Below are 21639 nucleotides of genomic sequence, written 5' to 3' on the forward strand. Positions count from 1 at the left end.
TCGATGGTTTCGATTCCTACCGCGTTGAGGGATGAACCTAACTTTGCGAATCCGGCACTTCAGTTCCATCGCTCGCCTGACCGAGCAACGCGACTGCAAGCGCCGGGATCGCCGTGCGACAGATCCGTATGTTGTAGGTCGCACCGGATCCGTCACTGAGGTTGAGATGAACGCCGCCGTCGGCTGATTTCACTTCCGCGAGCACGCTTTCTGCCATGTGAACGCATGACAGGCTCACTTGCCCGGTTGGATGAACGAGGGTCACGCGCTTCTCAATTTCCGGATCGGAGCTGAGGGATAACAGGTGCACTTTCGTCTCAGCAGGTAGCGACGAGAAAAGCACTTCAGTAATTTCGAAGCGGGAACGGAGTACCCACCGTTGAGTAGTTGCGTGCCGGCGGATAGCGGTAAAGCGTCCCTGCAGTCCAGGCAAACCGACGAGATCGCGTAGGGGCAACCAGAGCCCTGTCCGAAGGCTGAGTCGATCATATTCTTCGATAGTACGCTCCGGCTGCTCCGCTGCGTCGCTCCCCTTGACGATCGCTTCGCCATCCTTGTGGTAACGCTCAGGCCATAGGGCCTTTGGCGCGACGCCCAGGCATCGCGCGATCATCCGCTGCAACTCGACATGGGGCGTTTTGCCCAGACCATCGAGCGCGCTCCGGCGTGCACCAGCATGATGGGCAAGGTGCTCGAGCACAAATTGACGTCGACGCAAACTGGACTTGATCCAGCGCAGGCGCTCCGGCTCCGAGCCTGGGCAATCCGCCAAATCAACCGGCCGCGTCTCCCACTGGGCAACATGTATCCCAAACCCTTTCATTCCAGCCTGTGCGGCAGTGGCTCCACCCAGACGATCGAGAAGCTCATCGAAGGTGTTCTGGGCATGCTCCGACCAGACGACTCCATATCGCTCCGGGAAGAGCGCCTCGACGGTCACCCCAAGTGCTAGCGCAATAGCGCTTTCCGCGGCGGGGAAAGGCGTTCTCGCGGCAGTGCGCAAATTGGATAGCTGGTTGGCTTCGGCCAACTGAGTCAAGTTGGTGCCACGTCGGGTCAAGGCACGACGGATGACAGTCCATCGCCTTTCAAGCCGTTGCGCTTCAAACCACTGGTTCGTCATATCTACTACCTCTGTTGGGGTAGATCGACGGTCCCACGAGTTTTCAAAATGCAAGTTTGCGCTCCAGATACCGGGCTAGAGGCGTTAGAGCTTCGCTTATTGCGCTTGTGACTTGCGTATTTCAAAAGGCTGACAGGGTAGGCATTTTCCGAAGCGAGTCGCCGACCATGCCCTCCCCTTTCACCTGGAATATCGCGTTCCATTCCGGCTTCACCGCCGACAGCGACCTTCAAGCCGCACTCGACGTCGGGATAGCAATAGGGGTGGTCGCCGATCGAGTGACGCTCAGGCAGCAGCTGCGGGCTCTGCCTGATCACCTGGACAGGGGTGGGAAAGTCTTCGTTGATTCAGGCGCGTTTACCGCCTTCCGCCGGCAATTAGCCATGGATTGGCCCCGGGTTCTCATGCTCTATCGCGCCTTGTGCACCACGACCCTGCGGCCGGAGAACCTGAGCATCGTCGCCCCAGACGTAGTGGGCGATCAGCAGGCGACCCTGCTCCTTTGGCACCGGTACGCGCGGGACATACGGAGCTGGATAGACGCCGGCGCCAGGGTGATCATTCCCCTGCAGGCTGGATCGCTATCAGCCGGCGAGCTGCTGCAGGAGGCGATCGGCCTTTTGGGTACCAAGGCGTTCTGCGCCGGTATCCCTTCCAACCTCGCCGCAATGACCGCCGCCGACTGTCGTACGCTTGAGCACAACGACTTCCACATCCTGGGACGGGTGGTGATGACCGACGAGCTACGAGACAAGGTCGAGGCCCTGCTGACCTGCAACGCTGGCGCCACGATCAGCTCTGACGCCAACTGGCTGAGATCTCGCACGAGGCAGATTGCCGGCGCAGTGGAGATGCTGCGCGGCACCCCGAACTTGCTGCAGACCCGCCGCACCCGCGCGGTGAAGGCGCTGCTGATGCAAGATGCGTTTGGAAGCCTCGATCAGTTGGCGCCGCGGTAGAAGGCCGGCGCGGAGGCTAAGAGGATAGGCCTACGCTTCGCTGGGCCTTAGCCGTACGGACGCGCCAGTCAACGCGCCGCCAAGCGGCGCCCTGCTCCCGACCGCACCGTGTCATAAGCGACCAGACCGTAGGCCAGGGCCACCCCGCCCGGCGCCACATACATCACCGCCTGAGCCATCAACTGCGCCATAGCCTCTAGCTGCTGTTGCATCCGCTCGACCATATCGCCGGTGGCGTGCACATCCATCATGCCCACAAACCCGACGCTCATGACGAGCCCGATCGCGATGACGAATGCCAGCATCCAAGCGGCGTGCTTACGGACGGTATCGAAGCCGACCAGCAGGCCTACACACAGTCCCATGCAGATCGTGTAGTACCAGAACGTCCAGGCGGTGAAGCCAAGCTCCTCCCCGCCCTTGCCGATCAGCACGCTGAAAAACGCGATACCGGTACCCAGGAAGGAGCCTGCTACCAAACTCCAAAACAAACGGCTAATCGCTTTCATCTACTTCTCCAGTTTCGGGGGGAGTCATCCGCGCCGCATAGGTGCGTGAGTGACGGAAAAATTCAGGTAAAGCTTGACCAGCAGTTACCGCTCTTGGGGTGAAAAAGACACACGAACTTAACTACGCAGCGTCCTGCTTCAGCGCCGGCCTGTACCGGATGGCCTCAGTCACGCAACGGTGAGCTTGCGAACTACTCTGGCCTTGGTCGCTAGAAACGCAATCAGACCGTAGGCTACGGCCAACGCCCCTGGTGCTATCCACATGAAGACACGAGCAACGACGCCGGCTGAGGCTTCGAGATCATGCTGTAGCCGCTCGGCAACGATATGGGCATCTGGCACATCGGCGAATTTCTGTATACCCAAAGCCATCTGTAGCCCGCCCGCTATGGCGAACGCCAAGATCCACAGAACATGGTTCCTGGCCGTACCGATACCGATCACCAACGCGGCGTAACCTCCGAGGCAGACACAGACGATGAAGTACCAGTGTGCCGAGTAGGTGAAGCCGATCGGCTTCATACCGTCGCCGATCAGCGCGCCGACGTGATAAATCCCGACGCCACCGAAAGCAATCAATGCGATCGCGACAACGAAAGCAGCTGCCCACGTTGCCTGTCCGCGGACGTCTTTGAAACCGACAACAAAAGCACTGCAGATACCGAGGCAAATCCAGTAATACCAGGACGCCCAAGCGATGGCTGTGCCCTGCACACCGACGCCTGCCAGGGTGCTAAGTGCTCCGATACCTAACCCACCCATACATCCGGCTAGCAGACAAACTCGAAAGCGGTGAATGGCGCTCATTTAGATCCTCCGATGCACACACGCCCGATGCCAGCTCACTGAATGAAATCGGCTGTTGCTCGCTGCGTGCCGGTTTTACCGTACCCACCTTGGGCTCGGCCGCCGCGAGGAGCTAACTGCCAAAAGGCACTGCGTGTCGCGGCAAGGAAATGATCAGCGGTAGTAAGGCTTAGTCGATGGCTTATTTGCGCCCCAAAAGGGGGTGAACCTGCCCATTGTGTTGCTAGGGCAATGCCAAGGTATGTCAGTAAGCCCGTGCGGCCGTATGCAGGCGCCGGCGATTCCTCAACAACCCGGATCGATACACCCCAAATGAAAGCTCCCGAAGCGCAGTGCCTATTCCTCTCCCGTGGCGACGCGGAACGATTCCGGCCAGCCGCCGGTAGCCACCTGGTGTCTATCTCCGATGGACCCGAGGACCCGGCAGCGATCGACGAAAACTATTGGGAAAGCGTCAGCTACCACCACTTCATTGACGCAGGCTTCGATGAGGAAACCATTGCTCTGTATGGCAGCAATTTCGAACGTACCTTCCGGGACTACCTGCTGATGCCCAAGGCAGAGGAGTTGCGAACTCGATTAGATACTCTGGCGGCGCAGCGCGTATTCGTGGTGATCAACTGCCAGGCAGGCAGGTCGAGAAGCGCAGCAGCTGCTGCCTATCTCCGGGATCGACACGGGTACCATCTCGAAAAGCCGACGCCGGATGCGAACATGTGCGTGCTCCGAATGCTCTCCCGCGACGCCTCCCTGATGGCAGCCTACCGCGAGGCCTCTAGGCAGACCGAGTCCGAGCCCGCGCCTGGTGGCTTCCTGTCGGCTATCAGGTCACTGCTATCCAGGCTATAGGTCATGGGGTCTACCGACTGGAGATGCCGGCGCGCCTAGCCAAACGGCCGCCCACGATCAATCGCCGGCGGAGCCCCGTCCGCCCCTGAAAAGCTGCTCCCGGAACATACGGTCTAGCAGCGCGCGGTTCCGGACCGCGGCGGCCAGGTAGCGTCGGGGGATCCTGTCTTTAACCAGGCGATAACCCTCAACGGCCTCTCGGTGAAGCCAGACGTACGCGGCGATCTGGAATGCCAGAACTACGGAAGGCAGGATCGCCATCCACCAGCGCCAGCCGCCGGCGACGCTGACCATCACGCTTAGAGACATCAGGACCAGCCCCCATGCCAGCAGACCCTGGCGGCCGGCAACGAAAGGCCTCGCCGATAGGTAGGCGTGGATAGCGCCGACGCCCAGCGCTTCGCGCCGATCCAGAGTCTGCAGCTGTTGCAGCACTCGCTCGAGGTCCTGTTCGGCTGGTTCGTTCTTGAAATCGGGAAGCATCCCATGGCTCTCGTTGGGGGCAGATGTGGTTTGCGAGAACAGCGCGTACCGCTGAGAGCGTCAGTGACGCCCGCTCAATGACGGACTCCCGTTGCCGATCCCGGCTTCGCCGCACGGTATTCGGCGAGGCAAGGCGTGGGTGATCCGGAAACGTGGATTGTACCCGCCCGCTGTGTCGCGGCGATCGATGGACAATCGGCCCAGGCTCTGGGGCCGCCGGCGTAGAAGTCACTGCATACGTCAGGAACATGGGGTTCACGCCCCCAGCCGGGGCGAACTCGGCCTTGCATTTCCACGGGAGGCGGCAAGCTTGGGTCTAGCAGCGCCACGCTGCAAATTGCCACCGCCAAGGAGCGATGCATGCCCTCACCGAACTGGACCCCCTCCACGCTTTACGCCGCGCTGGCATCTGGCGTTTCTGTCAGCAGTTTCGCCTTCGACGTCACCCTCCTGGACCAGCAAGACGCGATTCGCGTCGTACTGCCGGCGATGGGCGACCTCGAGATCTACATCGCTGTCGTCAACGACGTAGTCGTGGTCGACTCGGCCCTCGTCCCTGCTGAGGCGGTCAGCGACGCCCAGGCCTTCAATGCTGCGGTCCTTTCATCCCGCAGCCTATTCCCGCTTTCTGCTATCGGCCTCGAGACCAACGCTGATGGCGCTGGCCATTACGTCATGTATGGCTCGCTGCATGCCGGCTCCGACCTGAACACCGTACTGACCGAGATCTTCACGCTGGCCACCAACGTGCAAACCGCGGCCGCGACCTTCCAATCGTTCTTCAAGCAGCAGGACTCCCTATGACCAGCCCCTCCATCCTCTCCAAACTCGTCACCCTGTTCCGCGGTAAGGTCACCGAGGCCGGTACCGCGGTGATCGACGCCAACGCTACCACCATCATCGACCAGGAAATCCGCGATGCCCGGGCAGCGATCGATCAAGGCAAGCGCGAGCTGGCCACCCTCATGGGCCAGCAGACCCTCGTGCAGCGCGAAATCGAGCAGCTGGAGGCGTCTATTCAGCAAGACGAGAAAGCAGCCCGCGCCGCCCTGGAAAAAGGGGCGCAGGACCTGGCAGAAGAGGTAGCAGGCCGGATCGCACGCACCGAGACCGCCCTCGAAGCGAAGCGCAGCATGGCTGCGGACTATGCCCGCAACATCGCCTCCATCAAAGGCAGCCTTGATACCTCGGCCGGCACCATCCAGCAGCTGGAGCAGCGTATCCAGGTTGCGAAGGCGCACCAGGTCACGCACAGCGCCCGAACGAACGCCTCCCTGGCCAGCGGACAGGCAAATGGCCGGATGAAGACCGCGGTTGACTCTCTCGCACGCATGGAGCAGCGCCTGCAGCAACAAACGGCGACTCAGGACGCTGCCGAGCAGCTGGCCAAGGAGGCGTCGGGTGCTGATCTCGACGAACGCCTGAAGAATGCCGGCATCACACCCGGCAAGCAGAGTGCAGCCGCCGTGCTGGCACGACTGAAGCAGCCGTCCGCCTGACGCCAGCGGTCCGGACACGAGATCAGGTATCCGGGCAGATGCTTCTGCCTGGGTAACCTGCCGCTTTAAATCACTCTACGTTCAGTATGGCCCCATTCCAAAGAGTGGAACCTCTGGCGAAACTTTTTAAGACGCGAATGTGAGTGGCTCTTTCCCAACTTATTCGTTTCGGGCGGTTTAATTTATGAATGTTGAGCATAGTGAAGACCTTGTACAAGCCCGTCGTGAGGAGCTGACATCGGCTGCTCGAACGAGCCTTTGGTTTATTCCTTTTACCCTAGGAACAATGATCGCAGCTCTGTACGAGATAAATCATACAGAAGGTCTCATGCTCTCATTAATGACTCTTTGCGTGAAAATCTGTTTTTGGACGACGCCGGGTTTCGCTATGTTCGCCGTGTTGTTCCGGTTGCTGCTGCTTGCGCATATGCAAGAGCCCAGAACACCTTTGACGAAGATCACGCGTGCCAATCCAGATTTCGTTGGCCCAACGATGGACCACTCTAGCAAGCCATTTAGCTGAAATGGTCAAGTTTTAACATCACCTTTTATCTTAGGACTCATCTATATGCCTGCCGCTCTCTTGATGCTTCTCGCCTGCTTCGTCTTGGTGTTCACTATCATTCCACTGCATGATGTCCAGTCAATCGAGCAATTTTTCAACATCCTTATTACCTACGTCTGGGGTGCGGCCTGCATCGTTGCGGTCATCGCCATAGTGGGCATCTATCTTTTTGTATGGATCGAAAATCGAAAAGACGCAAAGGAAGAAGAGGAGAAATCCAAGCTCGCAGGTAGGGAGTAACACCGAGATGATCCTAAGGGTGCTCATCGTTATTATCTGCACGATAGCGGTCCCGACTATCGTAGTGCTGCACGACATTCAATCTGCAGAGCAGTTTGTCCGGATTTTCACCATATACATGCTGGCAGCGATACTCGTTCCAGCAGTGCTTTACGGTATCGCTCGCTGTGCACTCGCTTGGCTAGACAGGTAGACCAATCCACGCGTCGACCACACCGGTCTGCGCTATCTCACGCCTCGTCGCGCTGGGCGGCAGGATGCCCCGGCGATCGTCACTCGGTTCACGCCCTGTCTCGGGGCGAACTCGCCACCCCTTCGGAGCTTGCATATTTACCTTTGCCGGTAGCGTGATCCTGCCGGCGACGCGTAACGGACCTTGCCGGCGGCCATCAGCCATTCCCACCGTCATGAGGATCTTCAATGTCTCTCTTGCAACGTATCCGCAGCGCACTGGGTTTCAGTGCCATGCCTACCGGCCAACTCGTCGTAGGATATCCCCTGGGTTTGCGCGAGGGTCTTCCCCTCACCATCGACCCCCAGCTGCCCAGCGCCATGACTGGCCTGACGCTGGTCACCTTCCCCGGTGCACAGCCAATCGAGAACATCGGCGTCATTGACCTCGGTGCTGGCGCGCAGCTCTACCGGGTCTACCTTGCCGATGAGGACTACTGGCTCCAGGTGCACACAGAGCATGGGCAGGTCGAGTCGATCGTCCTGTTCAATTACCTCAGCTGGGTGCCCATGGAATCGCAAGACCACCTGCTGCAGACCGCCGGCCCGGCTAGCCCCATCGGCCGCCCCACCTACCTGCTCGACGGCGTCACCTTCAGTCGCGACTGGGGTACCGCCGGCAATCAAGCAGAGCTCCAGAGCTTTACCGAGCGCTTTCCTCCAGCCAACCACGAACGGGACCAGGTGCAGCACCGGGCCATGCTCTACAGCCGTGACCTCGGCATTCCTGGCCGGCGGGAATTTCTGCTGTTCTCAGTCGAGGAAAACGCCCTGGGCGAAGTTTCCGTTTCAACCTCGCGCGGCCTGACGCTCTTCGCTCACGACCTCATCTGAATCAAGGACTGACCCATGCTCGACGCTCTGCAACTCACCCTGACCCTGTCCCTGAATCCGACCGCCCTGCTGGGGTTCGTCCTGTACGTGGCCACCGCCTGCGTCCTCCTGGCGCTGTTCCAGTTCGCCTACACCAAGGTAACCCCACACAACGAATGGGCGCTGATCCGGGCAAACAACACCGCAGCGGCCGTCGCCCTGGGCGGCGCCATCATCGGATTTGCCTTGCCGGCCAGCAACGTCATCGCCTATTCCGTGAATCTCCTGGACTTCGTCGTCTGGGCGGTCCTGGGCGCCTTCATCCAGCTGGGCGCGTTCTTCGCGACCTCACTCGTGCTGCGGCCGCTGCGCACCCGCATCGAGAACGGCGAAATCGCAGCCGGCATCTACCTCGCGGCAGTGGCCATTGCCGTAGGCCTGATCAACGCCGCCTGCATGACGCCCAGCGCCTAAGGAAGACCGCCATGAAACGCAGTTCACGTGTCCAACTGTCCTTGCTCGCCGTAGCCGTCGTATCGGTCAGCGGCTGCGATGCCCCGGAGAAAGGCCAGGTCCTCAACAAGGTGGCGTCCTTCGACTCCGTGAAGCAGTGCGTCGACGCACGCATTCCGGAGAACATCTGCGCTGAGTCCTACATGGACGCGCTGGCCGAGCACAAACGGCGCGCGCCCACCTATGACACCCAGGCGCAGTGCGAGGAAGACTTCGTCGCCGGCTACTGCGAAACGGCTGATGCCGCCAAATTCGCGCCGAAATTTGGCGGCTTCGAGATCGCCGCCAGCGGGCGTGCTACCGAGTCGCAGATCGCTGCGGCGCAAGCGGCGGCAAACACCAGCCATGCGGGCGGCTCGAACGACGGCCTGCTCACCGGTCTGCTGATCGGCAGCATGCTGAACAACGGCGGCGCCAGCCGCTTCAGCGAGCCGGTCTACCGCTACCGGGATGATCGCGGTGGCTTCGCCTCCTCCAGCCTCAATCGACGCATCGAAACGGGATCGCGTTTCAGCAATTCGACCCAGGCTCGCACGAGCAATGCCTACACCGCGCCAGCGCCCCGGGTGAGCAGCGGCTACACGAGTCCGCCGTCTACCAGTCGCTATTCCAGCTCCCCCAGTACCAGCTCTACCAGCTCGATCGGCAGTAGTCGGTCCTCCATAAACACCTCCGCCGCTACCTCGCGTGGTGGCTTTGGCGGCAGCGCCGTTGCGAGAGCAAGCGGCTTCAGCGGCGGCAGCTTCGGCGGCTAGGGAGAACACCATGCAACGCATTGCTCATCAAGAACGACCAGACTGGCAGGCCCGGGCCGAGCGCAACGGTTTCAAGTTTCACACCATCGAGGGGGAGCGCTACTGGGACGAGCGCCACTACTACGCCTTCACCCTCGACCAGGTCGAGAAGGACCTCGAGGCGCCCACCGAAGAGCTGCACCACATGTGCCTTGACCTGGTAGGCCGTGTTGTACGCGATGAGCAATTGCTGAAGCGCCTGGGGATCCCAGAGGCGTTCTTCGACCCGATCGCAGAATCATGGCGAGAGGGGCATCCGCACCTCTATGGCCGCTTCGACCTGGTCTACGACGGCAAGCGCCCGGCCAAGATGATCGAAGCCAACTACGACACCCCTACGTCGATCTACGAGGCGGCAGCGTTCCAATGGGACTGGCTCGAGGATGGCATGGCGCGCGGCCTGCTCCCCCAGGGAAGCGACCAGTTCAACAGCATCGAGGAAAGACTGGGCCAGGCGTTCCAGGCGCTGCGCCTGAAGCACCCCTTTTACTTCGCCTCCATCGATGGCTCCGAAGAAGACAAAGGCACCTGCGATTACCTGCGCGCTGTTGCCGAGAAGGCCGGCCTGGAGACCGAGCACCTCTACCTGCAGGAGATTGGCCTCAAGGAAGGTCGCTTCGTCGACCTGCAGGACCGGTGGATTCCCCACATCTTCAAACTGCACCCCTGGGAGTTCATCTTCGAGGAAGACTTCGGCGCCGCGGTGGCCAAGTCTGACACCCAGTTCATCGAGCCCATGTGGAAGGCCATCATCTCGAATAAGGGCATGCTGCCGCTGCTCTGGGAGATGCACCGCGGTCACCCGAATCTGCTGGAGTGCCACGTCGATACGACGCGCTCTGCCCCGGTACCGCCGGGCTGGGTGCGCAAGCCGTTCTTCTCCCGCGAGGGCTCGAACATCGAGCTGCACACCGCCACCGGCGAGCGTGAGGTCGTGGATGGCCCGTATGGCGATTCGCCCCAGATCCTGCAGCGCTGCGCGCCGCTGCCACGTTTCGGCCAGGACTACACGCTGATCGGCAGCTGGGTGATAGGCGACTGTGCGGCCGGGATCGGTATTCGTGAGGACAGCACCCTGGTCACCAAGGATAGCTCTCGCTTCGTGCCACACCTTATCAAAGCCTGATCGGGTTAATTAAATAGATAGGACGCCTACTTGGATATCTGTTTTAAACTCATTGAAAAAGCCACGCTCTCAGAATGGCTATCATTTCTGGTAATAATACTTGGTGTCACGCTATCAGTCTTTTGGGGTTTTGTAATTGCATCAAACTTGAAGTCTTTCGACCCACCGCTGATATGCCGTAGCCGCATTTTCAGGCTGCTCATGTCTCTGCACGGTAAGTACCTGGGCATTCCTATAAGCGTCACGTTACTGATGGCAGGGTGGGTGCTCCTGGTAGATAATTTTCGCTTTTTAGTTGTCTGTCAAAATCCCACGCAGCCAATGGACGTACTGGGTCTCTTTACTTGCTTTTTCGTTCCGCTCGTCTTATGGGTTTTCTTTGCTCGTGGTCAGGGATTGCCGTTCCGCCTAAACGAGTCTCTGAGAATGTCGTGGGATCGGAAAAATCAGCTACAACTGCATTTGAGCGGGCCTGTACCCCGAGCGATTTCAAAGAAATATATTCTGAAAACGGCACTTGAGCTCCACAGCCATCTCACCCAACTCAGAAGGCACAATATCTACAATACGACAGTATTAGAGAGTTGGCTTTTCTTGAGAAAAGCAATCACGGTCAGCCCCCGTTTGATTCAACTTCGCCAAAAGCTTTATTTCGCGGATCTTCACATTGCTCACTCTAGAGCAGAACATGTGCAAAATAAGCCAAAACGACTGGCGTTGGTATTCGTATTAAAGCTTCGGATCGCTGGTCGTCTTATCCTGACGAGCCAAGAGATATATCAGCTGATGAGCCAGATATGTGTTGAGGACCTTATGCTCGACGGAGCAGACCATCATCGCAGGCCTCAGGGGGATCCCGAGATTTTTGTGCAATCTTTATCACTGCTTGATAGCAGCTATAGATTTGAAGAACGGCCTATAAAAAAATTAAATCTGGTCACAGTATTCATGTTGATCATCCACTACCCACACATCGGAAAATATTTCGTACCCTTCTCTACGGGTATCGAAATCAAATAAAAAAGCCCGGCATTGCCGGGCTTTTTTATTAATCAACCACTAGCCGTGCAAGCTCGGACAAGGCCATGAAGCCCCAGCCCGATCTCGTCGGCAGGCACATCGAGCCTGGCCAGCTTGAACCCGAACTGGCAGACCCGTGCGTAGCTGCTAACGCTGGGCACGGCAGGGGTTCGCAATTCCCGGCCGGAGCCGAGCATCACGATGTCCTCCGCCGGCGCCGGAGCGCCATGCGCCTTCAGCGCGTGCATCTGCTCATCAAGCGACCAGCCGAACAGCTGACCGTAGTGCTCAACGACCTCCCTGATCTGCCAGACCTCGTCCGGCCGAACAGGGAAGGCGCTCCAGTCGATCCAGCCTTGCCGCCGGAACACGATATCCTTGGGGTTGCCCCAGGCCACCGTGCATTGCACCCGACGTAAGGCAAAGGTACCTACGGCTGCCTGATGTACCTGGTCGCGAAGGTTGTGCTCGTCGAAGTCATGAACCTCGGCGATGCCCATCCCGACATAAGCGGTCAGCGTCGAGCCCTCAATAGGCCAGATGTTGCCGTTGGCGAAGCGTGCGTAGTGCATGGGTGTTCTCCTGGATCTCCAGCTGCGTCCCATAGCGGGGCGCAGCCGTCACGTCCGTGGATGGTCAGAGGATGATGCGACGCGCGCTTGCCGGAACTGGGCGGGCGGCAGGTGCGTTCAGTTCGATCCAGTTGCACTGGTAGGTGCCGGCTATTGCCTGGCAGACCGGCACGATCCGCTTTGCCTGGACCAGAGATCCGGGTTCGGCAGGCGTTACAGGTGCGCTGGTGCAGCCGAGCAGCGTGCAGGACGCCAACACGAAGGTGAGGAGGAACAGGAGAAAGCGAGAGTTTTTCATGAAAGGTCTCATCGATGGACGGACCTTTCCCCATACGGGGATTGGCCCGTATGGGTGGGAGAGTGCTGCAGAGCAGCTGAGGGTGGCCGAATGGCCGTCTGGACCGCAACGCATGTTGCAGATCAAGAGCCTCGATTCTACGACGCGCCAAACGCTCGGTCCAGAGGCGTTCCAGGGTCACAACCAAAACGCCTGATCAGTCCAGAAAGAGCTTGCGGCCAGACTGTGCTTCCTCACTGACGACCTTCGCTGCGGCCGGCGGCTGCGCCGCGGTAGGTAGTTTGGGCGGCTCGGTCGGCGCGGACCGACTCGAGCGAGTCTGCGCCGCCGCCAGATTGGTCAGCGAGGGCGGTCCGCTCTCCACCTGAGGTGCTGCAGACCGCGCGCGCGCAGCCGCGGCGTAGGCCTCAATCAGGTCATTCTGGGAGCCGCGTCGTGAGGCCACCCGTCTGCTCTCCCACCAGCAAAAGCCCATCAATGCTGCGAAAAGCAGCACGCTGAGCCCTGCTCCAATCGAAAGCATCTGTATCGCTGTAGACCGCCCAAGTATATCCGCCACGGTAGGCACGGCTACGGCGATGTCCTCCAGCGACTTCTGCATGTGCGGACCGGCTGTAGAGGGATAGGCGACGGATAATAGGAAGCCCGGGTTTTCCCCCCCCATGCGGGTCATCTCCTTGAAGCTCCCGTTACCCCTAGAAAGCCGCTGCACCGTTTCATCCAGGGTGAAGGTCTCGCCGGTGACGGTCCCGCCGAGAAAGTGATTGAGCCCATCGGGATCTAACACCTGGCACATCGGCCCGCTGGCGCGTTCGATGAAATGCCCTGGGCAGATTCGAACCTCGTCTGCGCCATCAGGCTTGGTTGCCACCAGGTACTGATCGTCGGCGATGAAATACGCCTTACTGGCCACGAAGCGTGGCTGACTACGTGGTTCCAGATCTGGAAGTGCGGCAAGCACAGATGACGTAGTGAAGCCGAGGAGAGCGAAACAGAAAACGTGCAGTCGGGTCACCACTATGCTCCAGCCTCGTGATCATTTCGAGGCAAGTGCTTGCCCTGGGCCCAGATCAGCTGCTTCTCGAAGGCGATCGCCTCGTGCCGCTCAATGAACGGGCCGTACCGCTTCTCGTCGACCAGAACGAGCCAGGCGCACCGCCAGGTCCTGGTCCAGACGGCAAGCTTCGTCGACTCTCCTGCGACGCTGCGAATGGCGCCGAAGAACAGCCGTTTCAGGGCGCCGTCCGGTACCACGTGGGAAACCCGCTTGCGCTTAAATGACTCGAGCTGCAGGCCAGCAAAGCTCACCTCGTCCTGGAAGCCGGTCACCGTCCCTGCGGAAATCACGATGCGCCGGGGCGCTGCGGCCCGGCCGCCGGCAGATTGCCGATGCACGGAGCGGGTCATGCTTGCGGTCCTTCGTCGAGGAACAGGCGGCGCCCTACATGGCCGGTATCCAGCCCTATCCCTGCGGCCGCGCGCTGCTCGCCACCGAGGCGTTGATTCTCCGGCGCGACGGTAGGCTGCTGGAGCGGCTGTGGCGCAGCTGGCTGAGGTGAGGCCGGCACAGCAGTAACAGGCTGGGGTTCGCCTGCGGTAGGCGTCGCGGACCTACTGGGCTCCGGTGTCGACCAGTGATCGGCAAGCGCTAAGACCAGCCCCCCAAGCATCGCCAGTACAGCGCCTCCCTCGAAGAGCACCATAAGCTGTGCAGGAAGATCATCTGCCCTGGCAAATGATACGGAGCACCAAAGGCCTACAAAGGGAACAGGAAGCCCGTGCTCAAAGTATTCGTGATGAAGGCACCACCAGATAGCGAGAGCGCTGAAGACGCCCAGCGATCCGAAGACCCACAGTCGAACATGTTGATCGATGGTCGTGGCTGAGGGCCAACCGAGACAATCCAGCGCTAGGTACGAAGCAACCGGTGGCAGGATTGCGATCCCAACCAAGGTGCAGAGGTGTCTTTTCTTCATGAATAGGCCGTGCGGTAGGTAGTCGGCGAGGTCAGTAGATGACCTTCTGGGTGCTTACGGCCTGCAGCTCGAATGCACGCTCCGGCTTCAGCTCGACCTCAGTGACCTCAGTCCCTTCCAGCCGCAGCCGATGCTCCAGGTCCTCGCACGTCTTGCCCTCGAAGCCCTGGAAGTCGGCGGTCACCTTTGCCGCTTTGATCGTCACCACTACGCGCTTCACCATACTGCCTCCTCAGCAATCACTTCCAAATGGCCGTTCTCCCGCCGGATCTCCACCTGGTAATTCTCGGCACGCAGGGCTGCGGCGTAGTGATGTGCCAGGTACAGATCGGCCAGCTCCGCGCTAACCCGGCGCGTCCATTCTCCAACGTCGCCGTAGTCCTCCTGGTAGGGCATGTAACGGCCGCCCTCGAGGTTGAAGCCCAGGCGGAACTGAGGTCTTTCCGGGTGTTGAAGCACCAGGTCGTAACGCTCCGTGGTGTAGCCGACCACGACCCGGTACAGCCTTTCGTTGGTCAGTACGATGCCGAGTTCAGCGAGGGCTGTTTTGAAGACCACCGCGTCGCTGTAGGCGACCGTAACCTTCCCTTTCACGATATGGCTCATGTCTGATAAATCCTCTTAACCCAGTTCCAGTGCCCGTCCGCCGTACGGCTCGACGATCGGGTCGAGTGTGTTGGCGCGGGTGAATCCGTCCTCGCCCAGGCGGCGGATGGCATCGATGTCGGCCTTGCGGGTCTCGCTGGAAGGGCTAATGTCCGCAAGCGCCTGCAGCAGCAGCTCCTGGCCTATCGCAGTGTCCTGCTCAGCCGCCAGATAACGCGCATCGGTGATGGCCTGCTCGATCTCGGCGCCGGTATAGCCGTCGCTCACACGCACCAGCGCGGCAAGATCAAGATCCTCCGCCTCGCACTGGGCAATCCGCAGATGGATGTTCAGGATGGCCTCGCGCTCGTCCGCGCTTGGCAGGTCGATGAAAAAGCAGCGATCCCAACGGCCGGCACGCATCAGTTCCGGCGGTAGCGCTGCAACCCGGTTAGCCGAAGCGACTATGAAGACCTGCTCCCGGCGCTCTTGCAGCCAGTACAGGAAGCTGCCGAGCAGCCGGCGAGAAATCTCGTTGTCCGCCTCACCACTGGCGAAGGCCTTGTCGATCTCATCGATCAGCACGGTGACGGGCGCGATCTGCTCGATCGTCTGCAGGGCCTGACGGAACCGCTGCTCGGTCTCACCCTGGTACTTGGAGTAGAAGCGGTTCATGTCGAGGCGGACGAGCGTGGTACCGAAGACGCCGGCGGCGGCCTTGGCCATGAGTGTTTTGCCGCCACCCGGTACGCCGGCCAACAGCACGCCTTTGAGCGGCAGATTCTTTTCCCAGCCCACCTTGCGGCCGCGCAGGAAGCGCTTGAGCGGCTCCAGGCCACCGACGGTATCGATCTCCACCGGCTCCAGGACATCCAGACCAACCTCGCGCAGGATGTGGTGCTTCTCGCGGCGGATCTCCGACAGGTACTCCTTCCCATTGCGGCGGCTGTTGGCTGCCAGGATGAAGACGTTGCGCATCTGGGTGTGGCTCAGCCCCATCGCGTGGTTCGCGACCACGCCGCGTTCCTCTTCCGTGAAGATCGACGCTTCCGCACTGCTCCCCGTGGCGCGGCCGCCATTGAGCGACCGCTGGACGTCTTGCTCCGCGGTCTTGATGACGGCGATGACTTCGGACCTGGTCATAGGCGGCAGGTCGATGTGGTAGACGAACTCCTCCGATAGCCCCTCCCGCCCGGCGATGACGTAGCTGACGCCGTATTTTTCGAGGGCACCGAGACTACCCTTGAGGGCAGGCAGATTTTCGCTTGAGCTGCGCTGCCGGTCCTGAAAATACGGATCGAAGATCACCACCCCCCGCTTAACTTCCGGTCCATCCGCGATCTGCTTGATTTGGCCTGGATCAGGTACCAGCTTGAAGGGCATCTCGTGGTAATGCCGGCCCAGATCGGCGGCGACTTTCTTGACCGCGACGCGCGCGCGGGCGACTTCGAACGTCTTGAGGGCCACGACGGGGAAGGCGCAGCGAAAAGCGGCGGTAATGCGTTCGAGGACTTCGCTCTCTTGAGACACGGCCCAAGCTCCTATGCCAATTGGCGACGGAGTTAGGTTGTCATTACCGCGAATGGAATCAGGCGCAGTTTGCGCCCTCGGCGGGGGTGAACCGGGAGGATCCTGCGCAGCGCGGGCTTAGCCGATGCATGTCGGGGCAGAACGTCGCAGCGACGTACGAACGTTTTCTTATGACGGAGAAAGTGCTCATAGCGAACCGCTATATCCCTTTCCTCTTTCGTCGGCACGGGCGGAGAAAGTTGTACGATATTTGACCACTCCGCGCTGAGCCCAGCCTCCGCGCGTAATGGCTGGGTACGGCCCTCAGGATGTACCCCCGTCCCGAACCGCTTATCCACGTCTTATCCACAACTGCTAACGTGACAAACGCGACATCTAGTGGCCCTCAACCCCCGGTAGCACCATATATAGCAGTTCGTCGGTAGACCCCGGGATGGCGAAACACCCCTCTGTCAAGACTGTCTTCGGGCTCTGGGTGGCCTTATGCTGTGGTCATACATCCAGGGATCGCCCATGACTCGGATCAAAATCCCCACTGTTCTTGGTGTAGTAACCCAAAAGCACTAAACGTAGGATGTGACGAGAAAGGGCCAGCTCATACGAGGTGGCTTGGCAGGGATGCCAGAGATGAGGTTGGCTTACGCCATCCTGGAGATAGGGAACGGGTGGACGGTGATTACTTTCCAGGCAACACCGCCACCCGTGGCTCCGAAATGACACTGGTGAGCAGCACTTCGGAAGGCCGTATTTAACGCCTGGCGTGATTATCACGTCAACGCGTTTTGATGACGGCTGAGGGATCGCTCACCCTCCGATAACGTCTGTCTATAGGATTTACAGACTATGAGCCACATCGTAAGACGTCGCCGTATTCGGCGCATTCCTAGCATCAAAACCGTGTTCGTTCACCGCTATCGGCGCTTCCGCTTTGGGCGCTGGGAGGACGTCCGCCACCACTACCGCAGCCTGCCGCAGCCGCAGCTTGTCTTCGACTTCGGGGAGGACTGAGCATGGCCAACCACATTCGCGGCAACGGTGACGGCAAGAACGGCGAGAACCAGTCCTACACCATCCCGGGCCGGGGCAATGTCCCGCGGCCCCAGCTGGTGCGGGAGGTAGAAGCAGGAAAGCACCCGTATTTCGGGATCGTGACCCGCAACGGAACGCCTTATGTTCGGGCGAACCCTGACGGTCGGAAAGGCAACAACGTCGACCAGGACTAGGTTCACCCAGGCCATGGATGGCCTACCACCTTCGCGTAGGAGCAGCTAGGCTGCGTCGGCGTGGTGCATGCCGGGGCAAAGTTGCTCACTATCCACACCGGCGCGGCCTCGGCGATTCCAGGCACGCCACCCTACGCGGTCTGCATGAGCGCAGGCGCTGCCTCCGCCGGTCTCTCTGCGAGCCGCGGCTTGATCCGATCGCTAACGTCACGTGCTAGCGAGCTGATGACCGACCAATCGGCCTGCAGCCAGTACCCGACGACGGATCCGGCCATCGTGCGATCCAGCGGCGAAAGCCTGCCTTTCAACAGCAGCTCCATGTCGACCTTGAGCGCGTCAACGTGGAAGCCGGCCTTCTCCGAGGTGATCCAGAAGCCCGGATCCTGGATCCGGAACATAAGATCGAGGGCGAGATTGGCCAGCTCAAGCAGCGGCTCCTGCGTGACGGCAGCACGCTCGCAGAACCCCACCACCTGCTTGTGTCGCGCACGGCGAATGCGGTCCGCCCAGGCCTGCTGCTTGGCGGAGCCCCCCCATAGGTCAGGGAGTGCCGAAACAGGGGCATCCGGCGCCGCCGGCGCACACGCCCAGGCCGATCGTAGTTGCTTGGAGCAGTCGCTGCACAGCGAGTAGCGTGCGTAACGCTCCTCATCCTGGCGCGCCTTGCTGGATTGGTAGTGGAAGGACGCGTTGTCGGTATGGCCGCACACACGGCGCGTAGAGGCGGAGAAGTGGGTAGTGGTCATGGCGTGCTCCGAGAGAAAGCTCAAGCATCCCCCCACTTCCGAAAACGCAAGCGCTGGACCTTGGCCCCGCTCTATCCACGCCCTGGACTGGCTCGAATCGACCGTTTTAGCTGTTCCCTACAGCGACACAATGGCTCATCTGTCTTGCCAAACGAGCCATCAGAATGTCCAGCCACCAACAGACGCGTAGGTTCGCGGGCTATCGCTACCTATTGGCCATCGTCCTTTGCGCCATTACCTGGTCAGGAAGCGCAATCGCAGAGACGTGCAAGCTGGATGACCAAACGTGGTTTCTGTACGAGAACAGCAACGATAACAACGACACTGTTTACCGACGTCTCTGGATCGAGGGGCAAGAGTTATGGAGTGTTGATCAGATCGAGATCGATAGAGGCATGTATTTCACTGCCTCCAACGGAAAGCGGTATCGAATCGGTCCGGAGGTGGACCGAAACACCTTGCGCCAGCCGGTCTGCGGGGAGTTCGGACCGACCTATCAAAGCACGCAGTCAGAAACACAACAGGCGAACTGCCCAGCGACTCATCCCAGCGGCTCCATCACTCAGCAGCGCACATACGAAGTTTGGTCCGATGGCAGTCGGCGCAACTATTCCGGCTGGAACGAGATCGGCCGTAATTGCCAGGCGGTCTATAACTCGACGCAAACCGAGTCGCGCAATCAGGACTGCCCGGCGACTCATCCCCGGGGCGCCATTACGCAGCAGCAGACCTATGAGGTGTGGTCGGACGGCAGCCGGCGCAATGATTCCGGCTGGAGGACGACCGGCAACACCTGCACCGCGATCTACTCGTCCAAGGGATCGGAGAGCCGTCAGCTGAGCTGCCCGGCCGCAACGCCGAGCGGCACCTGGACCCAGAGCCGCAGCTATGACCTCTACACCGACGGCAGCCATCGTAACGAGTCGGCCTGGGGCGACACCTCCACCTGCTACAACCGGACGCCAATTGCCGGCAACCTGGCGATCGCCAGCGACGAGGACACGCCGGCCAGCGGCACCCTGCCGGTGACCGACGACCATTCGACCTTCACCTACCAGATCGTCAACGCAGCGCCTGCAGCCGCGGGTACCGCTCGCTTCGCCGGTAACACCGTCGTATTCACACCTACGGCCGATTGGAATGGCGTGACGTCGATGACTTACCGCGCGCAAGACCCCAGCGGCGCCTGGTCGAACGTGGCCACCATATCGATCACGATCCGGCCGGTGAACGATGCCCCTGTCGCCGAGGTGAAGACCCTGATCCTCGATGAAGACACCCAGGCCAGCGTGCTGCTGTCCGCAACGGACATTGACTCCCCTGCCCCCACTGTCTTCCAGCTCGTCGGCGTGCCGCCGGTCGCGGTCGGCCAGGTCACCCTCGCCGGGGCCACCGCCACCTTCAAGCCGGCCAAGGATTGGAACGGCGCCACCCAGTTCACCTACCGCGCCCAGGACACCACCGGCGCCTGGTCAGCGCCGGCAGCAGTCGCCGTCACCGTGCGACCGGTGAACGACGAGCCCGTGCTGACGGACGTGTCGCTCGAGATACGGACGAAGGAGTCCCTGCCGGTGACCACGCGCGCAGTGATCAAGCGCTAGTTGCAACGCTTTTTATTGCAGAAAGAGAAGATACTCTTTTCTAATACAAGGTAATTAATATGAAAAGATGGCTGATAATTAATTTGGTGGCCCACATGGCTTGGCTACTGTCTTCATCAGCCGCTTTCGCAGCCATGCCGTATCCACCCCAAAATGGCTATCATCCCGAGCTATTAAGTTCATCAATTTGCGACTGGGGAATATTCGAGATCGCAGACTGGGAGCCTCAAAATTACTCTGTAATGATGATCGCTCATGACTATTCTTGGTATGAGTCGCCTAACGTTTCAACACGCTGGTTCGGCCCCACAGGTTCCGATTTTCTTACCTACCGGGGAAACCGTTACTTTGTAGGGAATTCGGTCGGTAAAATAACCGAGTACGGTGCCACCCGGTATCAGTGGACGATCTGCCAGGCGCCGAATACTTATTTCGTGCGCGTTGAAAGTGAGTCGCAGACTGCGTATTGCCCGGCGGACAGGCCCGCTGGGAACATTCAGCAGAGCAGAACCTACGAGCTTTGGTCAGACGGCAGCCGCCGCAATTATTCCGGCTGGAGCGAGACGAGCCGCACCTGCCAGGCCGTCTACAACTCGACCCAGACCGAGTACCGAAACCAGAGCTGCCCCGCTACGCAGCCCCAGGGCACTATCAACCAGCGGCGAACCTACGAGGTGTGGTCCGACGGCAGCCAGCGCAATGACTCCGGATGGACCACCACCAGCAACACCTGCACCGCGGTCTATTCCTCGAGCGCATCGGAAACGCGCCAGCTCGCCTGCCCGGCCGCGACGCCGACGGGACCCTGGACCCAGCGCCGCACCTACGACATCTACAGCGACGGCAGCCGGCGCAATGAGTCCGCTTGGACCGATACCTCCACCTGCTACAACCGGACGCCGGTAGCCGGCAATCTGGCGATCGCCAGCGACGAGGACACGCCGGCCAGCGGCGCCCTGCCAGTTACCGACGACCACTCCACCTTCACCTACCAGATCGTCAGCGCGGCGCCTGCAGCCGCGGGCACCGCACGCTTCGCCGGCAATACCGTGGTCTTCACGCCGACAGCCGATTGGAATGGCACGACGTCGATGACCTATCGTGCCCAGGACCCCAGCGGCGCCTGGTCGAACGTGGCCACCGTGTCGATCACCATCCGGCCGGTGAATGACGCCCCGATCGCCGAGGGGAAGACGCTGAGCCTCGATGAGGACACCCAGGCCAGCGTGCTGCTGTCCGCAACGGACATCGATTCCCCTGCCCCCACTGTCTTTCAGCTCGTCGCCGTACCGCCGGCCGCGGTCGGCCAGGTCACCCTCGCCGGGGCCACCGCCACCTTCAAGCCGGCCAAGGACTGGAACGGCGCCACCCAGTTCACCTACCGCGCCCAGGATACCGCCGGCGCCTGGTCGGCGCCGGCGGCGGTCGCCGTCACCGTGCGGCCGTTAAACGACACACCTGCGCTGACCGATGTTTCGCTCGAGATAAGGACGAAGGAATCGGTGCCGGTCACCACGCGTGCTCGGGTCATCCCGTGAGGACACGCCGGCCTTGCATTCTGGAGATAGGACATAGCC

General features: G+C 60.5%; 27 protein-coding genes. 15 read left to right on the plus strand and 12 right to left on the minus strand.

The window, feature by feature from the left end:
- Nucleotides 1-37: 37 nt before the first annotated feature.
- Complete coding sequence (locus BMZ43_RS22230; RefSeq protein WP_093256648.1) at nucleotides 38-1123, minus strand: helix-turn-helix domain-containing protein; 1086 nt, start codon at nucleotides 1121-1123, stop codon at nucleotides 38-40.
- 167 nt (nucleotides 1124-1290) lie between these two features.
- On the opposite strand from BMZ43_RS22230, the gene BMZ43_RS22235 reads away from it, so the two are divergent.
- A complete protein-coding gene (locus BMZ43_RS22235; RefSeq protein WP_093256653.1) occupies nucleotides 1291-2082 on the plus strand; it encodes a hypothetical protein in 792 nt (263 codons plus the stop codon).
- Between the two features lie 68 nt (nucleotides 2083-2150).
- Here the strand turns inward: BMZ43_RS22235 and BMZ43_RS22240 are convergent, their stop codons facing one another.
- A complete protein-coding gene (locus tag BMZ43_RS22240; RefSeq protein WP_093256658.1) occupies nucleotides 2151-2591 on the minus strand; it encodes a hypothetical protein in 441 nt (146 codons plus the stop codon).
- A gap of 168 nt (nucleotides 2592-2759) precedes the next feature.
- Entirely contained in the window at nucleotides 2760-3398 is a 639-nt protein-coding gene (locus BMZ43_RS22245) for a folate/biopterin family MFS transporter (RefSeq protein ID WP_143075313.1), read from the minus strand.
- A gap of 312 nt (nucleotides 3399-3710) precedes the next feature.
- Between BMZ43_RS22245 and BMZ43_RS22250 the strand changes: the two genes are divergently transcribed.
- Nucleotides 3711-4247, plus strand: a complete 537-nt coding sequence (locus tag BMZ43_RS22250; RefSeq protein ID WP_093256666.1) for a hypothetical protein — start codon at nucleotides 3711-3713, stop codon at nucleotides 4245-4247.
- A gap of 57 nt (nucleotides 4248-4304) precedes the next feature.
- Here BMZ43_RS22250 and BMZ43_RS22255 read toward each other — a convergent pair whose 3' ends face one another.
- Entirely contained in the window at nucleotides 4305-4730 is a 426-nt protein-coding gene (locus BMZ43_RS22255; RefSeq protein ID WP_093256671.1) for a hypothetical protein, read from the minus strand.
- Between the two features lie 360 nt (nucleotides 4731-5090).
- On the opposite strand from BMZ43_RS22255, the gene BMZ43_RS22260 reads away from it, so the two are divergent.
- From BMZ43_RS22260 to BMZ43_RS26245, 8 genes are all read left to right on the plus strand, one after another.
- Entirely contained in the window at nucleotides 5091-5534 is a 444-nt protein-coding gene (locus BMZ43_RS22260) for a DUF2170 family protein (RefSeq protein ID WP_077172040.1), read from the plus strand.
- On the plus strand, nucleotides 5531-6229 hold the full coding sequence (locus tag BMZ43_RS22265) for a PspA/IM30 family protein (RefSeq protein WP_093256675.1): 699 nt from the start codon (nucleotides 5531-5533) through the stop codon (nucleotides 6227-6229). Before BMZ43_RS22260 ends, BMZ43_RS22265 begins: the two co-directional genes overlap by 4 nt.
- A 568-nt stretch (nucleotides 6230-6797) precedes the next feature.
- The gene (locus BMZ43_RS22275) at nucleotides 6798-7034 is read left to right on the plus strand and encodes a hypothetical protein (RefSeq protein ID WP_093256684.1); all 237 of its coding nucleotides are present in this window, start codon (nucleotides 6798-6800) and stop codon (nucleotides 7032-7034) included.
- Nucleotides 7035-7454: 420 nt separating this feature from the next.
- Nucleotides 7455-8099 carry a DUF2491 family protein gene (locus BMZ43_RS22285; protein ID WP_093256694.1) on the plus strand — a complete coding sequence of 215 codons (645 nt, stop codon included), beginning with the start codon at nucleotides 7455-7457 and terminating at the stop codon, nucleotides 8097-8099.
- A 15-nt stretch (nucleotides 8100-8114) separates the two neighbouring features.
- Complete coding sequence (locus tag BMZ43_RS22290) at nucleotides 8115-8552, plus strand: DUF350 domain-containing protein (RefSeq protein ID WP_093256698.1); 438 nt, start codon at nucleotides 8115-8117, stop codon at nucleotides 8550-8552.
- Between the two features lie 11 nt (nucleotides 8553-8563).
- Nucleotides 8564-9346 (plus strand): DUF1190 domain-containing protein, encoded by a 783-nt coding sequence (locus tag BMZ43_RS22295; RefSeq protein ID WP_093256703.1) that lies wholly within the window; start codon nucleotides 8564-8566, stop codon nucleotides 9344-9346.
- Between the two features lie 10 nt (nucleotides 9347-9356).
- Entirely contained in the window at nucleotides 9357-10511 is a 1155-nt protein-coding gene (locus BMZ43_RS22300) for a glutathionylspermidine synthase family protein (protein ID WP_093256709.1), read from the plus strand.
- A gap of 30 nt (nucleotides 10512-10541) precedes the next feature.
- Nucleotides 10542-11531: a hypothetical protein gene (locus tag BMZ43_RS26245; RefSeq protein WP_143075314.1), complete on the plus strand. Its 990-nt coding sequence runs from the start codon at nucleotides 10542-10544 to the stop codon at nucleotides 11529-11531.
- Nucleotides 11532-11563: 32 nt separating this feature from the next.
- Here BMZ43_RS26245 and BMZ43_RS22305 read toward each other — a convergent pair whose 3' ends face one another.
- From BMZ43_RS22305 to BMZ43_RS22320, 4 genes are all read right to left on the minus strand, one after another.
- Nucleotides 11564-12103 (minus strand): hypothetical protein, encoded by a 540-nt coding sequence (locus tag BMZ43_RS22305; protein WP_093256714.1) that lies wholly within the window; start codon nucleotides 12101-12103, stop codon nucleotides 11564-11566.
- Nucleotides 12104-12167: 64 nt separating this feature from the next.
- Nucleotides 12168-12401 carry a hypothetical protein gene (locus tag BMZ43_RS26250; RefSeq protein WP_143075315.1) on the minus strand — a complete coding sequence of 78 codons (234 nt, stop codon included), beginning with the start codon at nucleotides 12399-12401 and terminating at the stop codon, nucleotides 12168-12170.
- Nucleotides 12402-12597: 196 nt separating this feature from the next.
- The gene (locus tag BMZ43_RS22315) at nucleotides 12598-13416 is read right to left on the minus strand and encodes a hypothetical protein (protein ID WP_093256724.1); all 819 of its coding nucleotides are present in this window, start codon (nucleotides 13414-13416) and stop codon (nucleotides 12598-12600) included.
- A 2-nt stretch (nucleotides 13417-13418) separates the two neighbouring features.
- Complete coding sequence (locus BMZ43_RS22320; RefSeq protein ID WP_093256727.1) at nucleotides 13419-13808, minus strand: hypothetical protein; 390 nt, start codon at nucleotides 13806-13808, stop codon at nucleotides 13419-13421.
- 2 nt (nucleotides 13809-13810) lie between these two features.
- On the opposite strand from BMZ43_RS22320, the gene BMZ43_RS26615 reads away from it, so the two are divergent.
- Nucleotides 13811-13960, plus strand: coding sequence for a hypothetical protein (locus BMZ43_RS26615; RefSeq protein ID WP_177344847.1), 150 nt, complete (start codon nucleotides 13811-13813; stop codon nucleotides 13958-13960).
- 448 nt (nucleotides 13961-14408) lie between these two features.
- Here BMZ43_RS26615 and BMZ43_RS22325 read toward each other — a convergent pair whose 3' ends face one another.
- From BMZ43_RS22325 to BMZ43_RS22335, 3 genes are read right to left on the minus strand one after another with little or no spacing between them, the layout of a single operon-like run.
- The gene (locus BMZ43_RS22325) at nucleotides 14409-14600 is read right to left on the minus strand and encodes a hypothetical protein (protein ID WP_231357335.1); all 192 of its coding nucleotides are present in this window, start codon (nucleotides 14598-14600) and stop codon (nucleotides 14409-14411) included.
- Nucleotides 14594-14983: a hypothetical protein gene (locus BMZ43_RS22330; RefSeq protein ID WP_093256731.1), complete on the minus strand. Its 390-nt coding sequence runs from the start codon at nucleotides 14981-14983 to the stop codon at nucleotides 14594-14596. Before BMZ43_RS22330 ends, BMZ43_RS22325 begins: the two co-directional genes overlap by 7 nt.
- Nucleotides 14984-14998: 15 nt before the next feature.
- Entirely contained in the window at nucleotides 14999-16492 is a 1494-nt protein-coding gene (locus BMZ43_RS22335; RefSeq protein ID WP_093256737.1) for an AAA family ATPase, read from the minus strand.
- Nucleotides 16493-17335: 843 nt separating this feature from the next.
- Between BMZ43_RS22335 and BMZ43_RS26620 the strand changes: the two genes are divergently transcribed.
- Nucleotides 17336-17500, plus strand: coding sequence for a hypothetical protein (locus BMZ43_RS26620; protein WP_177344848.1), 165 nt, complete (start codon nucleotides 17336-17338; stop codon nucleotides 17498-17500).
- A gap of 2 nt (nucleotides 17501-17502) precedes the next feature.
- Nucleotides 17503-17715 carry a DUF3892 domain-containing protein gene (locus tag BMZ43_RS22340; protein WP_093256742.1) on the plus strand — a complete coding sequence of 71 codons (213 nt, stop codon included), beginning with the start codon at nucleotides 17503-17505 and terminating at the stop codon, nucleotides 17713-17715.
- Nucleotides 17716-17846: 131 nt separating this feature from the next.
- Here BMZ43_RS22340 and BMZ43_RS22345 read toward each other — a convergent pair whose 3' ends face one another.
- A complete protein-coding gene (locus tag BMZ43_RS22345) occupies nucleotides 17847-18461 on the minus strand; it encodes a hypothetical protein (RefSeq protein ID WP_093256746.1) in 615 nt (204 codons plus the stop codon).
- Between the two features lie 164 nt (nucleotides 18462-18625).
- Between BMZ43_RS22345 and BMZ43_RS22350 the strand changes: the two genes are divergently transcribed.
- A complete protein-coding gene (locus BMZ43_RS22350) occupies nucleotides 18626-20062 on the plus strand; it encodes an Ig-like domain-containing protein (RefSeq protein WP_093256751.1) in 1437 nt (478 codons plus the stop codon).
- Between the two features lie 95 nt (nucleotides 20063-20157).
- On the plus strand, nucleotides 20158-21600 hold the full coding sequence (locus BMZ43_RS22355) for a tandem-95 repeat protein (protein WP_177344849.1): 1443 nt from the start codon (nucleotides 20158-20160) through the stop codon (nucleotides 21598-21600).
- The last annotated feature ends 39 nt before the right edge of the window (nucleotides 21601-21639 follow it).

The organism is Pseudomonas sp. Snoq117.2, from assembly GCF_900110545.1.
In the GTDB taxonomy this organism is placed as follows: Bacteria; Pseudomonadota; Gammaproteobacteria; order Pseudomonadales; family Pseudomonadaceae; genus Chryseomonas; species Chryseomonas benzopyrenica.

Bases quoted from the DNA above. Each gene is read 5' to 3' on its own strand.
- BMZ43_RS22305 (WP_093256714.1), bottom strand. From the start codon at position 12,103: ATGCACTACGCACGCTTCGCCAACGGCAACATCTGGCCTATTGAGGGC.
- BMZ43_RS22240 (WP_093256658.1), bottom strand. From the start codon at position 2,591: ATGAAAGCGATTAGCCGTTTGTTTTGGAGTTTGGTAGCAGGCTCCTTC.
- BMZ43_RS22230 (WP_093256648.1), bottom strand. From the start codon at position 1,123: ATGACGAACCAGTGGTTTGAAGCGCAACGGCTTGAAAGGCGATGGACT.
- BMZ43_RS22300 (WP_093256709.1), top strand. From the start codon at position 9,357: ATGCAACGCATTGCTCATCAAGAACGACCAGACTGGCAGGCCCGGGCC.
- BMZ43_RS22345 (WP_093256746.1), bottom strand. From the start codon at position 18,461: ATGACCACTACCCACTTCTCCGCCTCTACGCGCCGTGTGTGCGGCCAT.
- BMZ43_RS22325 (WP_231357335.1), bottom strand. From the start codon at position 14,600: ATGGTGAAGCGCGTAGTGGTGACGATCAAAGCGGCAAAGGTGACCGCC.
- BMZ43_RS22265 (WP_093256675.1), top strand. From the start codon at position 5,531: ATGACCAGCCCCTCCATCCTCTCCAAACTCGTCACCCTGTTCCGCGGT.
- BMZ43_RS22245 (WP_143075313.1), bottom strand. From the start codon at position 3,398: ATGAGCGCCATTCACCGCTTTCGAGTTTGTCTGCTAGCCGGATGTATG.
- BMZ43_RS26620 (WP_177344848.1), top strand. From the start codon at position 17,336: ATGAGCCACATCGTAAGACGTCGCCGTATTCGGCGCATTCCTAGCATC.
- BMZ43_RS22355 (WP_177344849.1), top strand. From the start codon at position 20,158: ATGGCTTGGCTACTGTCTTCATCAGCCGCTTTCGCAGCCATGCCGTAT.
- BMZ43_RS22235 (WP_093256653.1), top strand. From the start codon at position 1,291: ATGCCCTCCCCTTTCACCTGGAATATCGCGTTCCATTCCGGCTTCACC.
- BMZ43_RS22290 (WP_093256698.1), top strand. From the start codon at position 8,115: ATGCTCGACGCTCTGCAACTCACCCTGACCCTGTCCCTGAATCCGACC.
- BMZ43_RS26250 (WP_143075315.1), bottom strand. From the start codon at position 12,401: ATGAAAAACTCTCGCTTTCTCCTGTTCCTCCTCACCTTCGTGTTGGCG.
- BMZ43_RS22320 (WP_093256727.1), bottom strand. From the start codon at position 13,808: ATGACCCGCTCCGTGCATCGGCAATCTGCCGGCGGCCGGGCCGCAGCG.
- BMZ43_RS22340 (WP_093256742.1), top strand. From the start codon at position 17,503: ATGGCCAACCACATTCGCGGCAACGGTGACGGCAAGAACGGCGAGAAC.
- BMZ43_RS22295 (WP_093256703.1), top strand. From the start codon at position 8,564: ATGAAACGCAGTTCACGTGTCCAACTGTCCTTGCTCGCCGTAGCCGTC.
- BMZ43_RS22285 (WP_093256694.1), top strand. From the start codon at position 7,455: ATGTCTCTCTTGCAACGTATCCGCAGCGCACTGGGTTTCAGTGCCATG.
- BMZ43_RS22350 (WP_093256751.1), top strand. From the start codon at position 18,626: ATGTCCAGCCACCAACAGACGCGTAGGTTCGCGGGCTATCGCTACCTA.
- BMZ43_RS22275 (WP_093256684.1), top strand. From the start codon at position 6,798: ATGCCTGCCGCTCTCTTGATGCTTCTCGCCTGCTTCGTCTTGGTGTTC.
- BMZ43_RS22260 (WP_077172040.1), top strand. From the start codon at position 5,091: ATGCCCTCACCGAACTGGACCCCCTCCACGCTTTACGCCGCGCTGGCA.
- BMZ43_RS22330 (WP_093256731.1), bottom strand. From the start codon at position 14,983: ATGAGCCATATCGTGAAAGGGAAGGTTACGGTCGCCTACAGCGACGCG.
- BMZ43_RS22255 (WP_093256671.1), bottom strand. From the start codon at position 4,730: ATGCTTCCCGATTTCAAGAACGAACCAGCCGAACAGGACCTCGAGCGA.
- BMZ43_RS22250 (WP_093256666.1), top strand. From the start codon at position 3,711: ATGAAAGCTCCCGAAGCGCAGTGCCTATTCCTCTCCCGTGGCGACGCG.